The sequence below is a fragment of the Pseudoxanthomonas sp. SORGH_AS_0997 genome (genome assembly GCF_031453535.1).
GTDB classification, from domain to species: Bacteria; Pseudomonadota; Gammaproteobacteria; order Xanthomonadales; family Xanthomonadaceae; genus Pseudoxanthomonas_A; species Pseudoxanthomonas_A winnipegensis.
This window is the reverse complement of record NZ_JAVIZI010000001.1, coordinates 4,160,495-4,174,609: the sequence shown is the minus strand read 5'-3', so window position 1 is coordinate 4,174,609 and position 14,115 is coordinate 4,160,495. Positions and strand designations below refer to the sequence as shown.

The window sequence follows — 14,115 nt, the reverse complement described above, 5'->3', positions numbered from 1 at the left end:
GTCTTGCTCTTAGCATGGTCTTCCAACACTGCCCACCAGGTGGCATCGGGCTCCGCCGGTCGAACGCAGTGCACGCGTAGACCACGCCGTCAGGACCAGGCCTGACGGCGTAATGGGGCACGCGCCTGCCCCCCCCTGATTGACTGTTCCGCCGCCTGGGCCCTGCTTGGGCCAGGCCGCGGAATCCACGAACACCGTGATTATGCGTTGTATGAACAGGATGGGGGACTCCGCGTTCCGATCGGCGACTTCGCGGCCGATACAGCGAAGGCAGTCACCCTCCTGCAGTGACGCAGCTGCCTTGACAAGCAACGCACGCACCGCGCCTGCGCGGTTTGGCCATCGCGTCCTGATCGGCCGGACGCCGAGTCGCTCGGCCTCCCAGGACGTTCCGAGCCCCCGGCCACGAAGTCGGGTGTAGCGCGTCTTCTTCCCTGCCTGCCTGTACGCGATGCGCCTTGGGCATCTTGATCCGGGGTTGCGCTCGGGCTTCGGGGGGTGGCGGTGGCGGATCGACATTTGACAGAAATGGTCCTTTCTGTCCCAGCACTTTTCATGTCGAATTGATCGCCAAGAGTTCAAGCTATCCGCGGTATTCCTTCACGCGCCCCGATCCTTCCAGAAAGGACCGTTTTCGTACGCGCGTCAGCCGGCGTATCGCGGTGGTCTGCCCGCGATCCAGGAGGTGAGCGGGCCGAGGACGCACGCGGCTGCCTGGGGAGCGGCGCATGAGCCGCATCGAGCTTGCGCCGACGGCATCGGGCTGCCATCTGCTGGTCGAACTGCATAACCGCGACCACCTGGCGGCGGCCTACGGCGAGACCTTCGCGCGTGCGGCCCTGGCCGCGCTGCAGTGGCGCATGCATCTGGCCGGCCATTCGATCAAGCAGGCGGGCGATCGCCGTTTCGTCGCGTGGATCGCCGAGGCCGGGTCCTTCGCCGAGCACTGGCAACTCCAGCTCGCGGGCCTGCCGCTGGAGCACCTGGGGCAGCGCGCGCTGCCGGTGGTCACGGTCGGCGAAGTCAGGCTGAGCTCGAGCTCCGGGCCCTATCCGCCGCAGGAGCTGGAGCGCCTGGGCGGCCGCGCGCCGATCCTGGAACCGGTCCAGTGCGGCTGGATCTGGCGCGAGCGCTACGAGAAGGACATGGCCCTGGCCCTGGCCTTTCATGAGGCCTTGCGCAGCGGCGAGGTCGGCCTGTCCTTCCAGCCGATCATGCGACGCAACGCCGGCGATCGACGCGACGCCTCGCTGTATCAGGAGGCCCTGCTGCGACTGGACCAGCCCGGCATCGGCGCCTCCGGCCTGGTCGCCGCCATGGAGCGTCTGGGCCTGGTCAGGCTGCTGGATCGTGTGGTGCTCGACGCGGTGATCGAACGCCTGGAGCGCGAGCCCACCCTGCACGCCGGTTGCAACCTGTCCTCGCACAGTCTCGTCGACGACGCCTGGTGGCATGGGCCGCTCACAAGGCTGCAGGAGCAGCCGACCGTCGCCGCCAGGCTGACGCTGGAGATCACCGAGACGGCGCCGCTGGGCGACTTCGAGTCGGCCAAGACCTTCGTCGGGCGCCTGCGCGCGCTGGGCTGCCAGATCGCCATCGATGACTTCGGCGAGGGCCACACGCGGCTGGACTTCGTCCGCCAGATCCTGCCCCAGGTGGTCAAGATCAGCGGCACGCTCCTGGCCGAAGCGATGCGCAGCATCACCGGGGCGCGCGAGTTCTCGCACCTGGTCGCGCTGGGCGGAAGCATCGCGCCGTACGTGGTCGCCGAAGGCGTCGAACGCGCAAGCGACACCGCCGTGGCCCTGGCCGGCGGCGTCAACTGCCTGCAAGGCCTGGCCATCGCGCGACCCGCGGGAGCCTGGCCGCCGTCGCGCGTCTGCCTGCCGCCGGTCTGTAGAAGCGCGGCCTGATCGGGGGACGAGCAACCGCAGCACAAGCGCTTGGGCGAGCCAGGTCCTTCTGCTCGGCCGCAATGGGCAACGGGGACCGCGCGCTTGCAAAGACCCGCTGGGAGGGCGGGACATCAGCCACGACCACGCCGCGAGCCGGCGGGCCGGGCGCGAACTGCGGGCCGCGCGGGAGGGCGGCTCGTCCAGAGCTTCAAGGGGAAAACATGAGCGTGATCACCGGAATCAAGTCGTCCGTCAGCCGCCTGCCCGCCTTCCCGGCCGAGCGACTGAACCTCTCCCATCGTCTGGGCCTGGTCGTCTTCGACGGCTTCGGGCTGGCCGACGTGGTGGCCCTGATCGACCTGCTGTGTACCGCCAATGCCATCGAGCAGCGCGCCTCGGGCTTCAAACGCCTCTACATGCCCGTGCTGCTGTCCGAATCCGGTGGCACCGTGGCCAGCGCCTCGGGCATGCATGTGGCCACCGAACGTCTGCCTCCCCCGCGCGGGCAGCGTCTGCGCATCGTGTTCGTGGCCGGTGGCGTGGGCGCGGCGACGCTGGAGGCCAGCCCGCGGCTGTGCCAGTGGCTGCGGGACCAGCACGAGCTGGGCGTCATGATCGTGCCGATCGCCGAGGGCCGGCGCTTGATCGAAGCGGCGGGTCTGTTCGTGAAGAGCACCGGCGAACAGCGCACCGCGTTCGCCGCCGCCATGGCGATGATCGCCGCGGACCTGGGCGAGCTGGTCGCCGCGCGCTGCCTGGAGCTGCACGGACCGGCGCAGACCGAGGCACCGGCCGAGCCAGAAGTCCTGCGTCCGGTCGCGCGCACGCGCGTGACCGAGCAGATCCTGGCGTCGGCCCGCTGGCTGGAAACCCACCACGAGCAGCCGGTGAGCATCGCCGATGCCGCGCACGCGGTGGCCATGAGCGAGCGCAACTTTTTGCGTCGCTTCAAGCTGGAACTGGGCATGACGCCCTCGGACTATCTGCTGGGCGTGCGCCTGCGCCGCAGCTGCAAGCTGTTGACCGAGACCGACCTGCCCATCGACAAGATCGCGCGGCGTTGCGGCATCGGCGATGGCGGCAGACTCGCCAAGATCTTCCGCAAGCACCTCGCGCGCAGCCCGGGCGAGTATCGCGCCGGCACCAGGGCCCGGGCCGTGGCACCGCAACGCTTCAATCGGAGTCCGGTCCAATGAATTCGCACGCGCTGCTGTTGACGACGATGGAGGCCGCCGGCGCGCTGTCCCTGGCGCGCCTGGGCCTGAGCGCCGCGCAGTCCTGGCAACGCCAGCTCGGATCCCGCGCGCGCCGGGTGGCGCTGATGGTCAGCGCCGATTCGACGCTGCTGCTGCCGCAGCTGCTGCGCAGGCCAGGGCCCGGCTATCGACCGGCGCTGGTGTACGAGGAAGGCGCGGCCACCGGCGCGCAACGCGAGGGGCTGCCGGTGATCGGCGACTTCGACACCTTCCGCTCGCTGCTGCGCGGCGGCGCCATCCGCGAGCTCTGGCTGCTGGCGCCGCTGGATCAGGCCGCGTCGCTGGAGCGGCTGGTGCAGGAGTTCCGCCAGGATTTCGTCGATATCCGCTTCATTCCGGATCTGCGCGCCTACCCGCTCGCCCGGCTGGACCAGACGCGCACCGGCACGGGCGCCGGCGGGATCCATCTGGTCGGCATGCCCTGGCAGGCGCGCCATCCGCTCGGCAAGCGCGCCTTCGATCTGGCCTTCTCCGCCACGGTGCTGCTGATGCTGGCGCCGCTGCTGGCCCTGATCGCGCTCGCGATCCGGATCGACTCGCCCGGCCCGGCGCTGTTCCTGCAACAGCGCATGGGCGCCGACGGGCGCCGCTTCACGATCTACAAGTTCCGCACCATGCGCGTCCACAGCGAAGGCCCCGGCACGTTGAGCCAGGCGCGCCGCAACGATGCGCGCGTCACCCGACTGGGCCGGCTCCTGCGCCGCACCAGCCTGGACGAGTTGCCGCAGTTCCTGAATGTCCTCAAGGGACAGATGTCGGTGGTGGGACCGCGTCCGCACGCCCTTCCGCACGACAATCAGTACAAGGAACTGGTGCGCGACTACATGTATCGCTACCGGATCAAGCCGGGCATCACCGGCTGGGCCCAGGTCAACGGGCTGCGGGGCGAGATCGACTGCCTGGAGAAGATGAGCGAGCGCGTCGCCCACGACCTGCACTACATCCAGCATCGCACGCTGGCGCTGGACCTGAAGATCGTGGCGATGACCGTGCACAAGGGCCTGGTGCATCGCAATGCCTATTAGGCCCTGCTCGATCGGCGCGGCGACGGCGGCCGCCTTGGCGTTGACGTTCTGTGCGGCCGGGGTCGCACCTGGCCACGCGCAGGAAGCCGCCGCTGCCCTCACCCCGCTGCAGACGCCCGGCCTCGGCCTGGCGCGTGACCCCGCCCTGCTGCCACGGACCGGGCGGCGCACGTCTCCGGACCCCTACATGGCGCTGATCCGCGCCAGTCAGCAGGCCATCGGGCTGACCTCGCCGGAGCAGCAGAAGCAGGCCATCCCGGGCATCGACAGCTCGCTGCCATCCGGGATGGCCCGACGCGCGCCTGGCCGGCGCTCGGGACAGGATCCATCCGCGATCCAGGATCCGGCTGCGATCTCGCTCGGTTGCCACGGCACCGGCCTGGCCAAGCGTGCCACGCAGGGAAGGAATGCGCTGCGCACGGCCGACCTCGGCGCGGAGCTGGCCAACGGGCTGCTGCCCGGTGCGATGAACCTGCAGCGTCTTCCGGGATTGGCCGCACCGACGCTGGAAACGCTGGGCAGCGTCGGCGAAGGCTGTCGCTGACACGCGATCGTCTTGTCCTCCGGGCGCGCCAGCGGCCGGCGAGTGGCGCTGCGCGAGAAGCCAGCGCCCTGACGTGCTCGTTCGCCTCACCGATCCGAGATCTTCCTGCGGGCGCCGCCCCGCAGCGATGCCTGTCCGGGCACGCGCGCAGGGCCGATGCCGCTGCGCGCATGACCGGGCTCAGCGCTTGGGGTCCGCGCCGTAGGTTCCGTACCCATAGCCGTAGCCGTATCCATCGCCGTAGCGGCTGGCGCGCAGGCCGTTGAAGACATGGCCGCAGATCTTCGCCTCGACCTGGGTCAGGCGCTTGAGGGTCTGGACCAGCTGCCGTCCATTGGTGAGCTCGTAGCGGCTGACGATGAAGACCGCGCCGCAGGCGCGCGCCAGGGTCATGGCATCACCGACCGGCAGCACCGGCGGCGAATCGACGATCACATAGTCGTAGCGCTGCTCGGCCTCGCGCAGCACGACGTCCAGGGTCGGACGCGCCAGCAGTTCGCCGGGGTTGGAGACCCGATGGCGCCCGGAGGGCAGCAGGTCCAGCCCCTCCTGGTCGGTGTGCTGGATGGCGGCCTCCAGCGTGTCCTGCCCGGCCAGGACATCGGACAGGCCCGGCGCGGCGACCGAATCGGGGAAGTAGCGCCCGAGTCCGGCGCGCCGCAGGTCGCCGTCGACCAAAAGGACGCGCACGCCGGTCAGCGCCAGCAGATAGGCGAAGTTGGCGGTGACGAAGGTCTTGCCGACGCCCTCGGTGGGCCCGGTGAACACCACCGCGGTACGCCCCGCCTCACGCAGCGCAAGGCGGAAGGTGCTGCGCAGGGTGCGCAAGGCCTCCACCCCGGGATCGGTCGGCGACTGTCGCGACAGCAGCGCATGGTAGAGCGGGTCTTCGCTGCCGCCGCGCACGCGGGTCATGCGCGATTGCACCTTGCTCTCCGGCACCACGGCGTAGACCGGGGCGCCGCTCAGGCGTTCGACCTCCAGCGGGTCGTGCAGCGCGCGGCGCATGCCGGCCAGCACCTGCACGGCCAGGAAACCCATGAGCAGGCCGCCCATCAGGCCGCCGGCAAGCACCGGCAACGTCGTGGGCCAGTGGCGTCGCTCCGGGGAGAGCGCGGGGTCGATGATGGCCGCCGTGCCGGTGGTGCCGGCCTCGGCGACCTCCAGCTGCAGCTTGTTGGCCGCCAGCGCGGTGTAGAGCTGGGTATCGACCGCCACATCCCGCGCCAGGCGCAGGTACTCCTGCTGCGCGGCTGGCAGCGCGCGGATCTGCGCATCGGCCTGGGTCAGCGCCTCGGCCACGGCCGCGTGCTGCGCCTCGAGCATGCGCATGGCAGGATGGGTGGGACGGAACTGCTGCGCGCTGGCCTCGCGGTTGAGTTCCAGCAGGGTCTGCTGGCGGGTCAGCTCGACCACGCGCGCCAGCAGGGCCTCGCTCTGCTGCTCCACGTCGATGGTGCCGCTGCGCATGCGGTAGGCGTTGAGCGCGTCCTCGGCGCGGGTCAGCTCCGCGCGCAGCGCCGGCAGCCTGTGCTCCAGGAACTGCAGGCTCAGATGCGCCTGCTGGGCGCGATGGCGGATGTTCAGCGCGACATACGCGCGCGCCAGGGCGTTGGCGAAGTCGGCGGTGCGCTCGGCGTCGCTGCCGCTCACCGTCAGCTCGATCATCGAGGAATCCTTGGAAGTCTCCGTCGCCTTGACCCGGCGCCCCATCTCCTCGAACGCGGTCTGCAGCGACGAGGCGGTGACGCCGAAGCTCACGCCGCTGCGCGCGCGCAGTTCCTCGACCTGGATCGACCCGCGTCCCGGGCCGAAGCGGGTGGCGACGTTGAAGTCCACCCGCTGTCCCAGCCTGCCGCGCGCGACCTCCTCGCCGTCGGGCGAACTCAGGGCCCAGGCATCGTCCTCGCCGGCCGTCAGGACGAAGGGCTTGCCGTACAGCGCGCGCGGCACTTCGAAATGCGCCAGACGCAGGCGCTCGCCGCCCCAGGGCAGCTCCGACAGGCCCAGCGGAGGATCGGCCAAACCGTTGGGCGGCGTGGCCAGGCGCGCATAGAGGCGCCCCAGGACCGGAATGCGGTGCCTGGGCTCGATGTCCAGCTGCGCCTGGGTGCGGTCGATGGCCTCGCCCATCACGGTGCGCGAGGTGAGGATGTCCAGCTCGCCGTCGATGGACTTGTTGAGATTCAGCGCGCCGGCCACATCGGACAACGCACCGAGCATGGACCCCTGGTCCTCATCGATCTGCAGCAGCGCCTGGGCCCGGTAGGTCGGCTGCGCGGACAGCAGGTACACCAGCGCCAGGGCGAACACGCCGCCAGCCACCAGCAGGAACAACCGGCGATGCGTCGAGACGTTGCGCAACAGCAGGAGCAGATTGACCTCGTCCTCTTCAGGACTTTCGGCGGCTGGTGGGGTGGTGGGTCTCATGGGCGGATCGGGTCGCTCTGGTGAAGAGGGGATTGCAGGTGCGGCAGCCAGCTGCCAACGCAGGTCTCGATCGTTCTCAGGGTGGCGGCCAGTGCTTGCGGCGCCAGCCCGTCAGGGTCGGCCACCTCGGTGGCCTGCCAGTGGCCGAGGCGCCAGACCTTGGCCGCCGCGGCCGGGGCCAGGCGCAGCAGCGTCTGGCGCTGGCTGGCTTCCATCACCAGCACCAGGTCGGCCCACTGCAGCAGCTGCACGTCCAGGCGGCGGCTGAAGGCGCTCGGGGGAGGCGGATAGCCGGCCGCCTCCAGCGCATCCAGCACGCCGCGCGGACGCTCCAGGCCGGTGATCGCCTCGAGCCCGGCCGAGCGCACCTGCACCTCGCCTGTCGCCCCTAGCCGCGCGAGCAGCACCGCCTCGGCCATCGGGCTGCGAACGAGGTTGATGCGGCAGCACACCGCCAGCCTCAGCACGGTTCCGTCGGCCATGCGCGGATCAGCGATTGGCCGCCGCGCTGGTCATGTAGAGCGAGCTGGCCAGCGGCAGGATCTGGGAGACCACACGCGAGAAGCGGGTCAGGTTGGCGGGATCGACGAACACGATGTCGCGCGGACGCAGCACGAAACGATCGCCCAGGACCAGCAGCCCGGGATTCATCGCATCGAGCTGGTAGACCTTGACCTGCTGGGGCTGGTCGCCCGCGCGGAACACATAGATCTGCGCGGCATTGGCCGAGACCGGATTCAGTCCGCCCGCATCGGCCAGCGCTTCGGACAGGCTCATCGGCCCCAGCGGCATGACCTGCGAGCCCGGCTTGGCGACCTCGCCCAGGACGAAGACCTTCTTGTCCCGGCGCGGCGGCAGATTCAGGACATCGCCGCTGCGCAGGCGCGGATTCTGGGTCAGGTCGCCCTGGAAGAAGAAGGCGTACAGGTCCAGCGTGCGGGTCTTGCCGCCGCGATTGAGGCTGACCGACTGCAGGTCGGCGCCTTCCACGTAGCCGCCGGCGGCCGCCAGCGCATCGGCGACCGTGATCGGCACGTCGGTCAGCGGCTGCGCGCCGGGCGTGCGCACCGCGCCGGCCACATACACGCGCTGGCTGCGGAAGCCCACCACCGCCACGTCCAGCTGCGGGGCGGGGATGACCGCGCTCAGGCGACGCGTCAGCAGCGTGCGGATGCGCGGCACGTCGAGTCCTGCGACCTTGACCGTGCCCACGTACGGGAAATACAGCGTGCCGTCGGGTTGGACCAGGCGCGCCTGCGCGTCCAGCGAACTGGCCCCGCCCATGCGCAAGGTCTCCGCACCGGGTACGCCGGCGTTGCCCGTCGCCGAGGTCAGCGCGCCCAGGCCGGGATTGTTCAGTTCGGGATGATCCCAGACGGTGACCCGCAGGGTGTCGCCGGCCTGCACCACATAGTCCTGCGGCGCGCCGTCGGCGTCGGGCGCCTCGGATACCGGCGCGTGCGCAGGCGGTTCTGGCTGTGCCGGCATGCCCGGCTCGATCCGCTGCAGGCTGAAGTGGATGCCGTTCTGGACCAGCTCCGAGGCTTCATCCGCGCGCTCCAGCGGCGCCGGAAAGCGCGACGCCGGCAGCATGGCGCAACCGGACAGCGACACGCCCGCGACGACCAGCAGCAGCAAGAGCAGGCGGAGATTGAACTTACGACGCCGCAGCCGACGAAACAGCAGAGCAAAACGCATGCGCGATTCCTGACCAGATCCAACCCCCTGCGCGGCAAGCACAGCCGGCAGCCATAATCGCCATGACCAGTTCCGCGAAGATCCCCGTGGCGCGCGAGCGGCACGCCGCACGGGAACCGACGCGTCGCCACCTGCGCGAGAAAAAAGCGCTGCGATGCCCCGGTCAGGTCATCGCAGCGCAAGGGGTCTTCTCCACGGCTTGGCACTGGGCATCAGGAACGGCGATCGGAGCCGGTCAGGATGCGCGGACCCTGCATCGGCCCGCTCATGGACGAGCGGACATGCTGGAAGGGTGGCGATGCCGCTTTCGGACATTCCCTGGGCAAGCGCCGCCATCGCGTACGCGGGGCTTGACGGAAATGGCGCCCAATTCGGCCGAATCGGCCAGCCGCGCGCTGCGCATGATGAACGCCGTCGCTGCGATGTGCCTACAGAAGGAACAAGCCATGCCCCATCGTCAGATCTCGATCCTGGGGACGCGTGGCATTCCCGCCATGCACGGCGGTTTCGAGACCTTCGCCGAACGGCTGGCCCTGCACCTGGTGCAGCGCGGCTGGCGCGTCACTGTGTACTGCCAGGCGGGCCCGGAGCAGGAACAGCCAGTGATCGAGGACCAGTGGCAGGGCGTGCACCGGGTCACCATCGGCGTCAAGGCCAGTGGCGCGCGCGGCACCATGGCCTTCGACTGGCGCTCCATCCGCCATGCCGCGCGGACCCGCGCGCCGCTGGTGCTCACGCTGGGTTACAACACGGCCCTGTTCTCGACCTGGCTGCGCTTGTGCGGCGTGACCAACGTGATCAACATGGACGGCCTGGAATGGAAGCGGCGCAAGTGGCGCACGCACGAGCGCCTGTGGCTCTGGGCCAATGAGCGCATCGGCTGCTGGGCCGGCCATCATCTGATCGCCGACCACCCGGAGATCGCCCAGCATCTGGCGACCCGCGTGCGGACCGACAAGATCGCCATGATTCCCTATGGTGCCGACCTGATCGAAGACATCGGCGACGAGGCCCTGGAGCCGTTGGGACTCAAGGGAGCCCGATACGGCGTGGTCATCGCGCGGCCCGAGCCTGAGAACTCGCTGCTGGAGATCGTCACCGCCTTCTCGCGCCGCCGCCGCGACGCGCGCCTGGTGGTCCTGGGGCGCTACGAACCGCAGGGCAATGCCTATCACCGCCAAGTGCTGGACGCCGCCAGTCCGGAGGTTGACTTCCCCGGTGCGATCTACGACCCCGCCACGCTGCGCGCGCTGCGGCGGCACGCGCTGTTCTACGTGCACGGCCACACGGTGGGCGGGACGAACCCTTCCCTGGTGGAAGCGCTGGGCGCAGGCAACGCGGTCATCGCCCACGACAATCCCTTCAACCGCTGGGTCGCCCAGGACGGCGCACGCTACTTCCATTCGGTGATCGACTGCGACATGCATCTGTCGGCGCTGCTGGAAGATCCTGAGGCGGTGGCCGCCATGCGCCGAGCCAGCCGGCAACGCTTCGATCGGGAGTTCCGCTGGTCCTTCGTTCTGGCGCAGTACCAGGCGCTGCTGGAGGGGATGCTGCCGCGCGCCTCCACGTGGCCCGCTGCGCTGCCGACGCCGACGGCGGCCGATATCGGGCCAGGCCGCGGCCCCGCACGCTGAGCGTGTCCGCACGTCCATCCAGGTCCACGCGCCTTGCCGCCTGCGTTGGGGTAGCCGCGATGACGGGCCTGCTGTTGGCCGCAGGCGCCAGCGGAGGTCTTGAAGACACGCAGACGAGCGCCGAGGACTTCTACCGTTTCGAGGCCGCGTCGGCGACACCGGGCAGCCTGGTCGATTTTGCTTACCTCAATCGTCCCCTGACCGCGGGCGACCGGCTGCGGGCCTGCGGCGAGGCGCTCTGCACCCAGGAAGGCGCGACACCGGTGCGCCTGTTCGGCGTCAATGTCGGCTTCGAAGCTGCCCTGCGCGACGCCGACGAGGCCGAGCGCCTGGTGACCGACCTGCGCGCCCTGGGCGTGAATCTGATCCGCCTGCATGCCCTGGATGCGATCGCCGACGGCCAGCGGGTCGATGGTCTGCTCACCGGCGACCCCTTTCCCACGCTGGACCCGGTCGCGATCCAGCGTCTGCGCGGACTGCTCGAACGCTGCAGGCAGGCCGGGATCTACGTCGATCTCAACCTGCACGTGCGCTATGCCTTCCGTCCGTCGATCGACGGAACCCTGGCCGTGGACGATGAAACGGAGTGGCCCAACCAGTCCAAGCCACTGCTGCGCATCGACCCCGCCGCGGCGCGTCTTCAGGCGCGCTACGCACAGGCGCTGCTGATGGCGCTGCAGGGGGCGGGCGAGCCGGCGCTGGCGATCGTGGAGATCGACAACGAAAGCTCGCTGGTCTATGCGTGGATGGACGGCAGTCTCGCCCGCCTGGTGCAAGGCGCCCCGCTGAAGGTGTTCCTCGATGCCTGGCGGCAATGGCTGCAGACCCACCGGACAGGGCCCGACATCGATACCAGCCAGCTGCCACGGCTGGACGACGCCGATGAGACGACCGCCGCCCTGTTCCTGGAATTCCTGGCCGCCCAGGACGCCGGCTACGATACCCGCATCGCCCAAGTCATCGCCGGGGCCGCGCCTGCGGCGCTGACCATCGGGACACAGATGAACTTCAGCGGTCTTGGCGGCATGCGGGCGTTGGCCGGCATGGACCTGCGCGACAGCCATTTCTATGTGGATCACTACCGTTTTCCCGGCACGCAGTGGCAGTGGGACGACTGGCGCATCGGCGACACGTCGAGCCTGGAACAAGGCCTCGCCCCGCTGCTGGGCGCGGCGTTCTATCGGGTCTACGGGGCGCCCTTCCTGATCACCGAATTCAACCAGCCCTGGCCCAATCGCAACGCCGCCGAGATCCTGCCCGAGACCGCCGTGCTGGCCAGCCTGCAGGGCTGGGCCGGACTGGCCTACTACGACTACGCCCATCGTCGCGGCAGCCAGACACCGACGGTCCCCTACGAGTTCAGCCTGTCCGGCGATGGCGGGCGGCGCGCGCAGTTCGGGCAGATGGCCTGGCTGTTCCGGACCGGCGCGATCGGACCGCTGTCCACGGCCTTCGGCTACACGCCCGACGCGGGCCTGCAACTGCGCGCCACCCGTGGACGGATCACGACGCTGCTGGGCGACTTTCTCCATGCGCAGGGCGTCGCTTCCGCGGACTGGGCGCTGGACCGTCGGGTCGGCATCGGCACCTCCACAGCCCAGAACACCGCTTCCGTCCGGGACAGCGAAGTGGCCGTCGATCCGCAGCAAGCGACCCTGCTGGTCGCCGCGCCGCGGGTCGCGGGCATCGTGGGCCGGCTGCAGCCAGGCCAGCGCTATGCCAGCGGTCCGCTGTCGGTGGAGATGGCCCACGCCGGCATGACCGCACTGATGCTCTCGGCCCAGGACGGCAAGGCGATCGCATCGTCGAGCCGCCTCCTGTTGACCCTGCCCGGCTACACCCTGGGCTCGGACGCGCACGGGTCGCCCATTAATCTGGTGCCAGCCACCTTGCTCGGGCAGGCAGGCGCGGCCGTCGGCGCGACCACCGGCGACTACACCCTGCGCGACCCGCAGCATGGAGCTGGCCAGAACCTGCGCGAGATCCGCGCACCGATCTGGATGCGGCGGCAGCCCTGCGTGGTCGGGTTGACCCTGCCGGCGCGACAGCTGACGGTCTACCCGCTGGACGCGCGCGGCAACCGCCTGCCGCCGCTGGCCGGCGACGCGGTGCGCAAGACGTCCACCGGCTTCGAACTGCACCTGCAATCGCCCGACCAGGCCGCCGCGCCCTGGTACGAGCTGCAAGCGAGCCCCTGAGTTCGCGCGCAAGGATCGAGCATCAGATGAACTTTCTTATCGTCCTCTACGGCGGCTGGCTGGCGCTGTCCCGCCTGCGCAGCCTGGTGCTTCTGTTCCCGGTGCTGTGCCTGTTCACGCCCAAGGGGCTGGGCCTGATCGACGTGCCCGCCCTGCCCTATCTTTCCGTCAACCGCGCCCTGGTGCTGGTGATGCTGGGCGCTTACGCCCTTCGGGTGATAGCCAACGGCTGGAGGCTGAAGCGTTCGCCGTTCCCCTTCAGCGGGCCGTTCGGGCTGATGGCCGTGGCCTATCTGGCCGCCTGGGCGATCAACCCTGCGCGCTGGGCCTCCGATACAGTCACCGGCGCGATGGAGTTCATCGAGATCTCCCTGCCCTGCTACCTCGTGTTCCGGTTCTGCGAGAGCCCCGCGGCGGCCAAGCGGGCGTTGCGGTACTTCTATCTGGTGGGGGTCGTCGTCTCGCTCTATGGCACGCTCGCCTACTTCGCGCATGTGAATCCCTATTTCGACTATCTCCAGCACACCACGCCGACCGGGCGCGTACTGGCCAAGGACTACAGCGATTCGGTCCGCGGCATGCGCGCGGTGGGGACGCTGTCGCATCCCATCACCTACGGCGCGTTCCAGGTCTATGCCTTCATCGTCGGGATCTTCCTGAACCGCGACCGCCGCAACACCGGGCGGGTCGCGCTGTTCTTGGCGATGCAGCTGGTGCTGTTCGTCGGGATCGTGGTAACCAATTCGCGCACTCCGTTGATCTTCCTGCTGTTGTCCATCTGCGTCTTCTTCATGCTTGCCAGCAGCAGGGACCGGCTGTTCTTCGCCCAGGTCGGCGCGGTGGCGCTGGCCGTGGTGTGCCTGGCCGGACTGGAATACGTCGAGCGATTCGCCGACTTCGTCGCATCGATCTTCAGCAACGACGCGGCAGCCAGCCGCAATGGCAGTTCGCTGGCCATGCGCCTGGGACAAATGGCGGTAGCCTGGAACTTCTTCATCCAGTCGCCCCTGTTCGGCAACGGCATCACGATGTCCCGCGACATCGTGGCTTCCGGGAAATATCCGGACTTCTACAACGCCGAGAGTGCGCTCTTCCAATGGATGATCGACCTGGGGCTGGTCGGGCTGGCCAGCTTCGTGTGGCTGTTCGGCCGCATCTACACTTGCGCGCGTCAGCGCATCGGCGACCGCACCAGCTACGCGGCGATCAACGCGATGGTCACCGGCTACATCCTGTTCGTGCTGGCCACCGGCGTGCTGGAAACCATGCAGCTCTTCCTGGTCCTCATCGCGCTTCTGCTGATCGCCAGCAAGCCCGCTGGCGCAGGCATCGATCCGGAGCGAACGCAGACGCGCTAGCGCTGGCAATCCGCAGGTCTGCTGACGCCATCGCGCACCGAATGTGCAGCGAGCCGCTCTCCAATATCTGAAGT

General features: G+C 69.4%; 10 protein-coding genes. 7 read left to right on the top strand and 3 right to left on the bottom strand.

The window, feature by feature from the left end:
• Positions 1–728 precede the first annotated feature (728 nt).
• The 4 genes from QE438_RS18205 (at position 729) to QE438_RS18190 (ending at position 4,720) form a co-directional block, all read left to right on the top strand.
• Positions 729–1,913, top strand: a complete 1,185-nt coding sequence (locus tag QE438_RS18205) for an EAL domain-containing protein (protein ID WP_306993574.1) — start codon at positions 729–731, stop codon at positions 1,911–1,913.
• 203 nt (positions 1,914–2,116) lie between these two features.
• The gene (locus QE438_RS18200; RefSeq protein WP_130515401.1) at positions 2,117–3,091 is read left to right on the top strand and encodes a helix-turn-helix domain-containing protein; all 975 of its coding nucleotides are present in this window, start codon (positions 2,117–2,119) and stop codon (positions 3,089–3,091) included.
• Positions 3,088–4,176, top strand: a complete 1,089-nt coding sequence (locus QE438_RS18195; RefSeq protein WP_306993576.1) for an exopolysaccharide biosynthesis polyprenyl glycosylphosphotransferase — start codon at positions 3,088–3,090, stop codon at positions 4,174–4,176. The genes QE438_RS18200 and QE438_RS18195 overlap by 4 nt, the downstream gene beginning before the upstream one ends.
• Positions 4,177–4,210: 34 nt before the next feature.
• Positions 4,211–4,720, top strand: coding sequence for a hypothetical protein (locus QE438_RS18190; protein WP_309735922.1), 510 nt, complete (start codon positions 4,211–4,213; stop codon positions 4,718–4,720).
• A gap of 180 nt (positions 4,721–4,900) precedes the next feature.
• On the opposite strand, the gene QE438_RS18185 is transcribed toward QE438_RS18190, so the two are convergent.
• Genes QE438_RS18185 through QE438_RS18175 form a run of 3 tightly spaced genes read right to left on the bottom strand, consistent with a single transcriptional unit; the run spans position 4,901 to position 8,848 of the window.
• The gene (locus QE438_RS18185) at positions 4,901–7,150 is read right to left on the bottom strand and encodes a polysaccharide biosynthesis tyrosine autokinase (protein WP_307184053.1); all 2,250 of its coding nucleotides are present in this window, start codon (positions 7,148–7,150) and stop codon (positions 4,901–4,903) included.
• Positions 7,147–7,632 carry a hypothetical protein gene (locus tag QE438_RS18180; RefSeq protein WP_306993584.1) on the bottom strand — a complete coding sequence of 162 codons (486 nt, stop codon included), beginning with the start codon at positions 7,630–7,632 and terminating at the stop codon, positions 7,147–7,149. Before QE438_RS18180 ends, QE438_RS18185 begins: the two co-directional genes overlap by 4 nt.
• 7 nt (positions 7,633–7,639) lie before the next feature.
• Entirely contained in the window at positions 7,640–8,848 is a 1,209-nt protein-coding gene (locus QE438_RS18175; RefSeq protein ID WP_306993586.1) for an SLBB domain-containing protein, read from the bottom strand.
• Between the two features lie 62 nt (positions 8,849–8,910).
• Between QE438_RS18175 and QE438_RS18170 the strand changes: the two genes are divergently transcribed.
• Genes QE438_RS18170 through QE438_RS18160 form a run of 3 tightly spaced genes read left to right on the top strand, consistent with a single transcriptional unit; the run spans position 8,911 to position 14,041 of the window.
• A complete protein-coding gene (locus QE438_RS18170) occupies positions 8,911–10,485 on the top strand; it encodes a DUF1972 domain-containing protein (RefSeq protein WP_306993588.1) in 1,575 nt (524 codons plus the stop codon).
• Positions 10,486–10,544: 59 nt separating this feature from the next.
• A complete protein-coding gene (locus QE438_RS18165) occupies positions 10,545–12,683 on the top strand; it encodes a hypothetical protein (RefSeq protein WP_306993590.1) in 2,139 nt (712 codons plus the stop codon).
• 26 nt (positions 12,684–12,709) lie between these two features.
• Entirely contained in the window at positions 12,710–14,041 is a 1,332-nt protein-coding gene (locus tag QE438_RS18160; RefSeq protein WP_309735912.1) for an O-antigen ligase family protein, read from the top strand.
• Positions 14,042–14,115 lie beyond the last annotated feature (74 nt).

Bases quoted from the DNA above. Each gene is read 5' to 3' on its own strand.
- QE438_RS18170 (WP_306993588.1), top strand. From the start codon at position 8,911: ATGACCAGTTCCGCGAAGATCCCCGTGGCGCGCGAGCGGCACGCCGCA.
- QE438_RS18175 (WP_306993586.1), bottom strand. From the start codon at position 8,848: ATGCGTTTTGCTCTGCTGTTTCGTCGGCTGCGGCGTCGTAAGTTCAAT.
- QE438_RS18160 (WP_309735912.1), top strand. From the start codon at position 12,710: ATGAACTTTCTTATCGTCCTCTACGGCGGCTGGCTGGCGCTGTCCCGC.
- QE438_RS18200 (WP_130515401.1), top strand. From the start codon at position 2,117: ATGAGCGTGATCACCGGAATCAAGTCGTCCGTCAGCCGCCTGCCCGCC.
- QE438_RS18165 (WP_306993590.1), top strand. From the start codon at position 10,545: ATGACGGGCCTGCTGTTGGCCGCAGGCGCCAGCGGAGGTCTTGAAGAC.
- QE438_RS18185 (WP_307184053.1), bottom strand. From the start codon at position 7,150: ATGAGACCCACCACCCCACCAGCCGCCGAAAGTCCTGAAGAGGACGAG.
- QE438_RS18180 (WP_306993584.1), bottom strand. From the start codon at position 7,632: ATGGCCGACGGAACCGTGCTGAGGCTGGCGGTGTGCTGCCGCATCAAC.
- QE438_RS18195 (WP_306993576.1), top strand. From the start codon at position 3,088: ATGAATTCGCACGCGCTGCTGTTGACGACGATGGAGGCCGCCGGCGCG.
- QE438_RS18205 (WP_306993574.1), top strand. From the start codon at position 729: ATGAGCCGCATCGAGCTTGCGCCGACGGCATCGGGCTGCCATCTGCTG.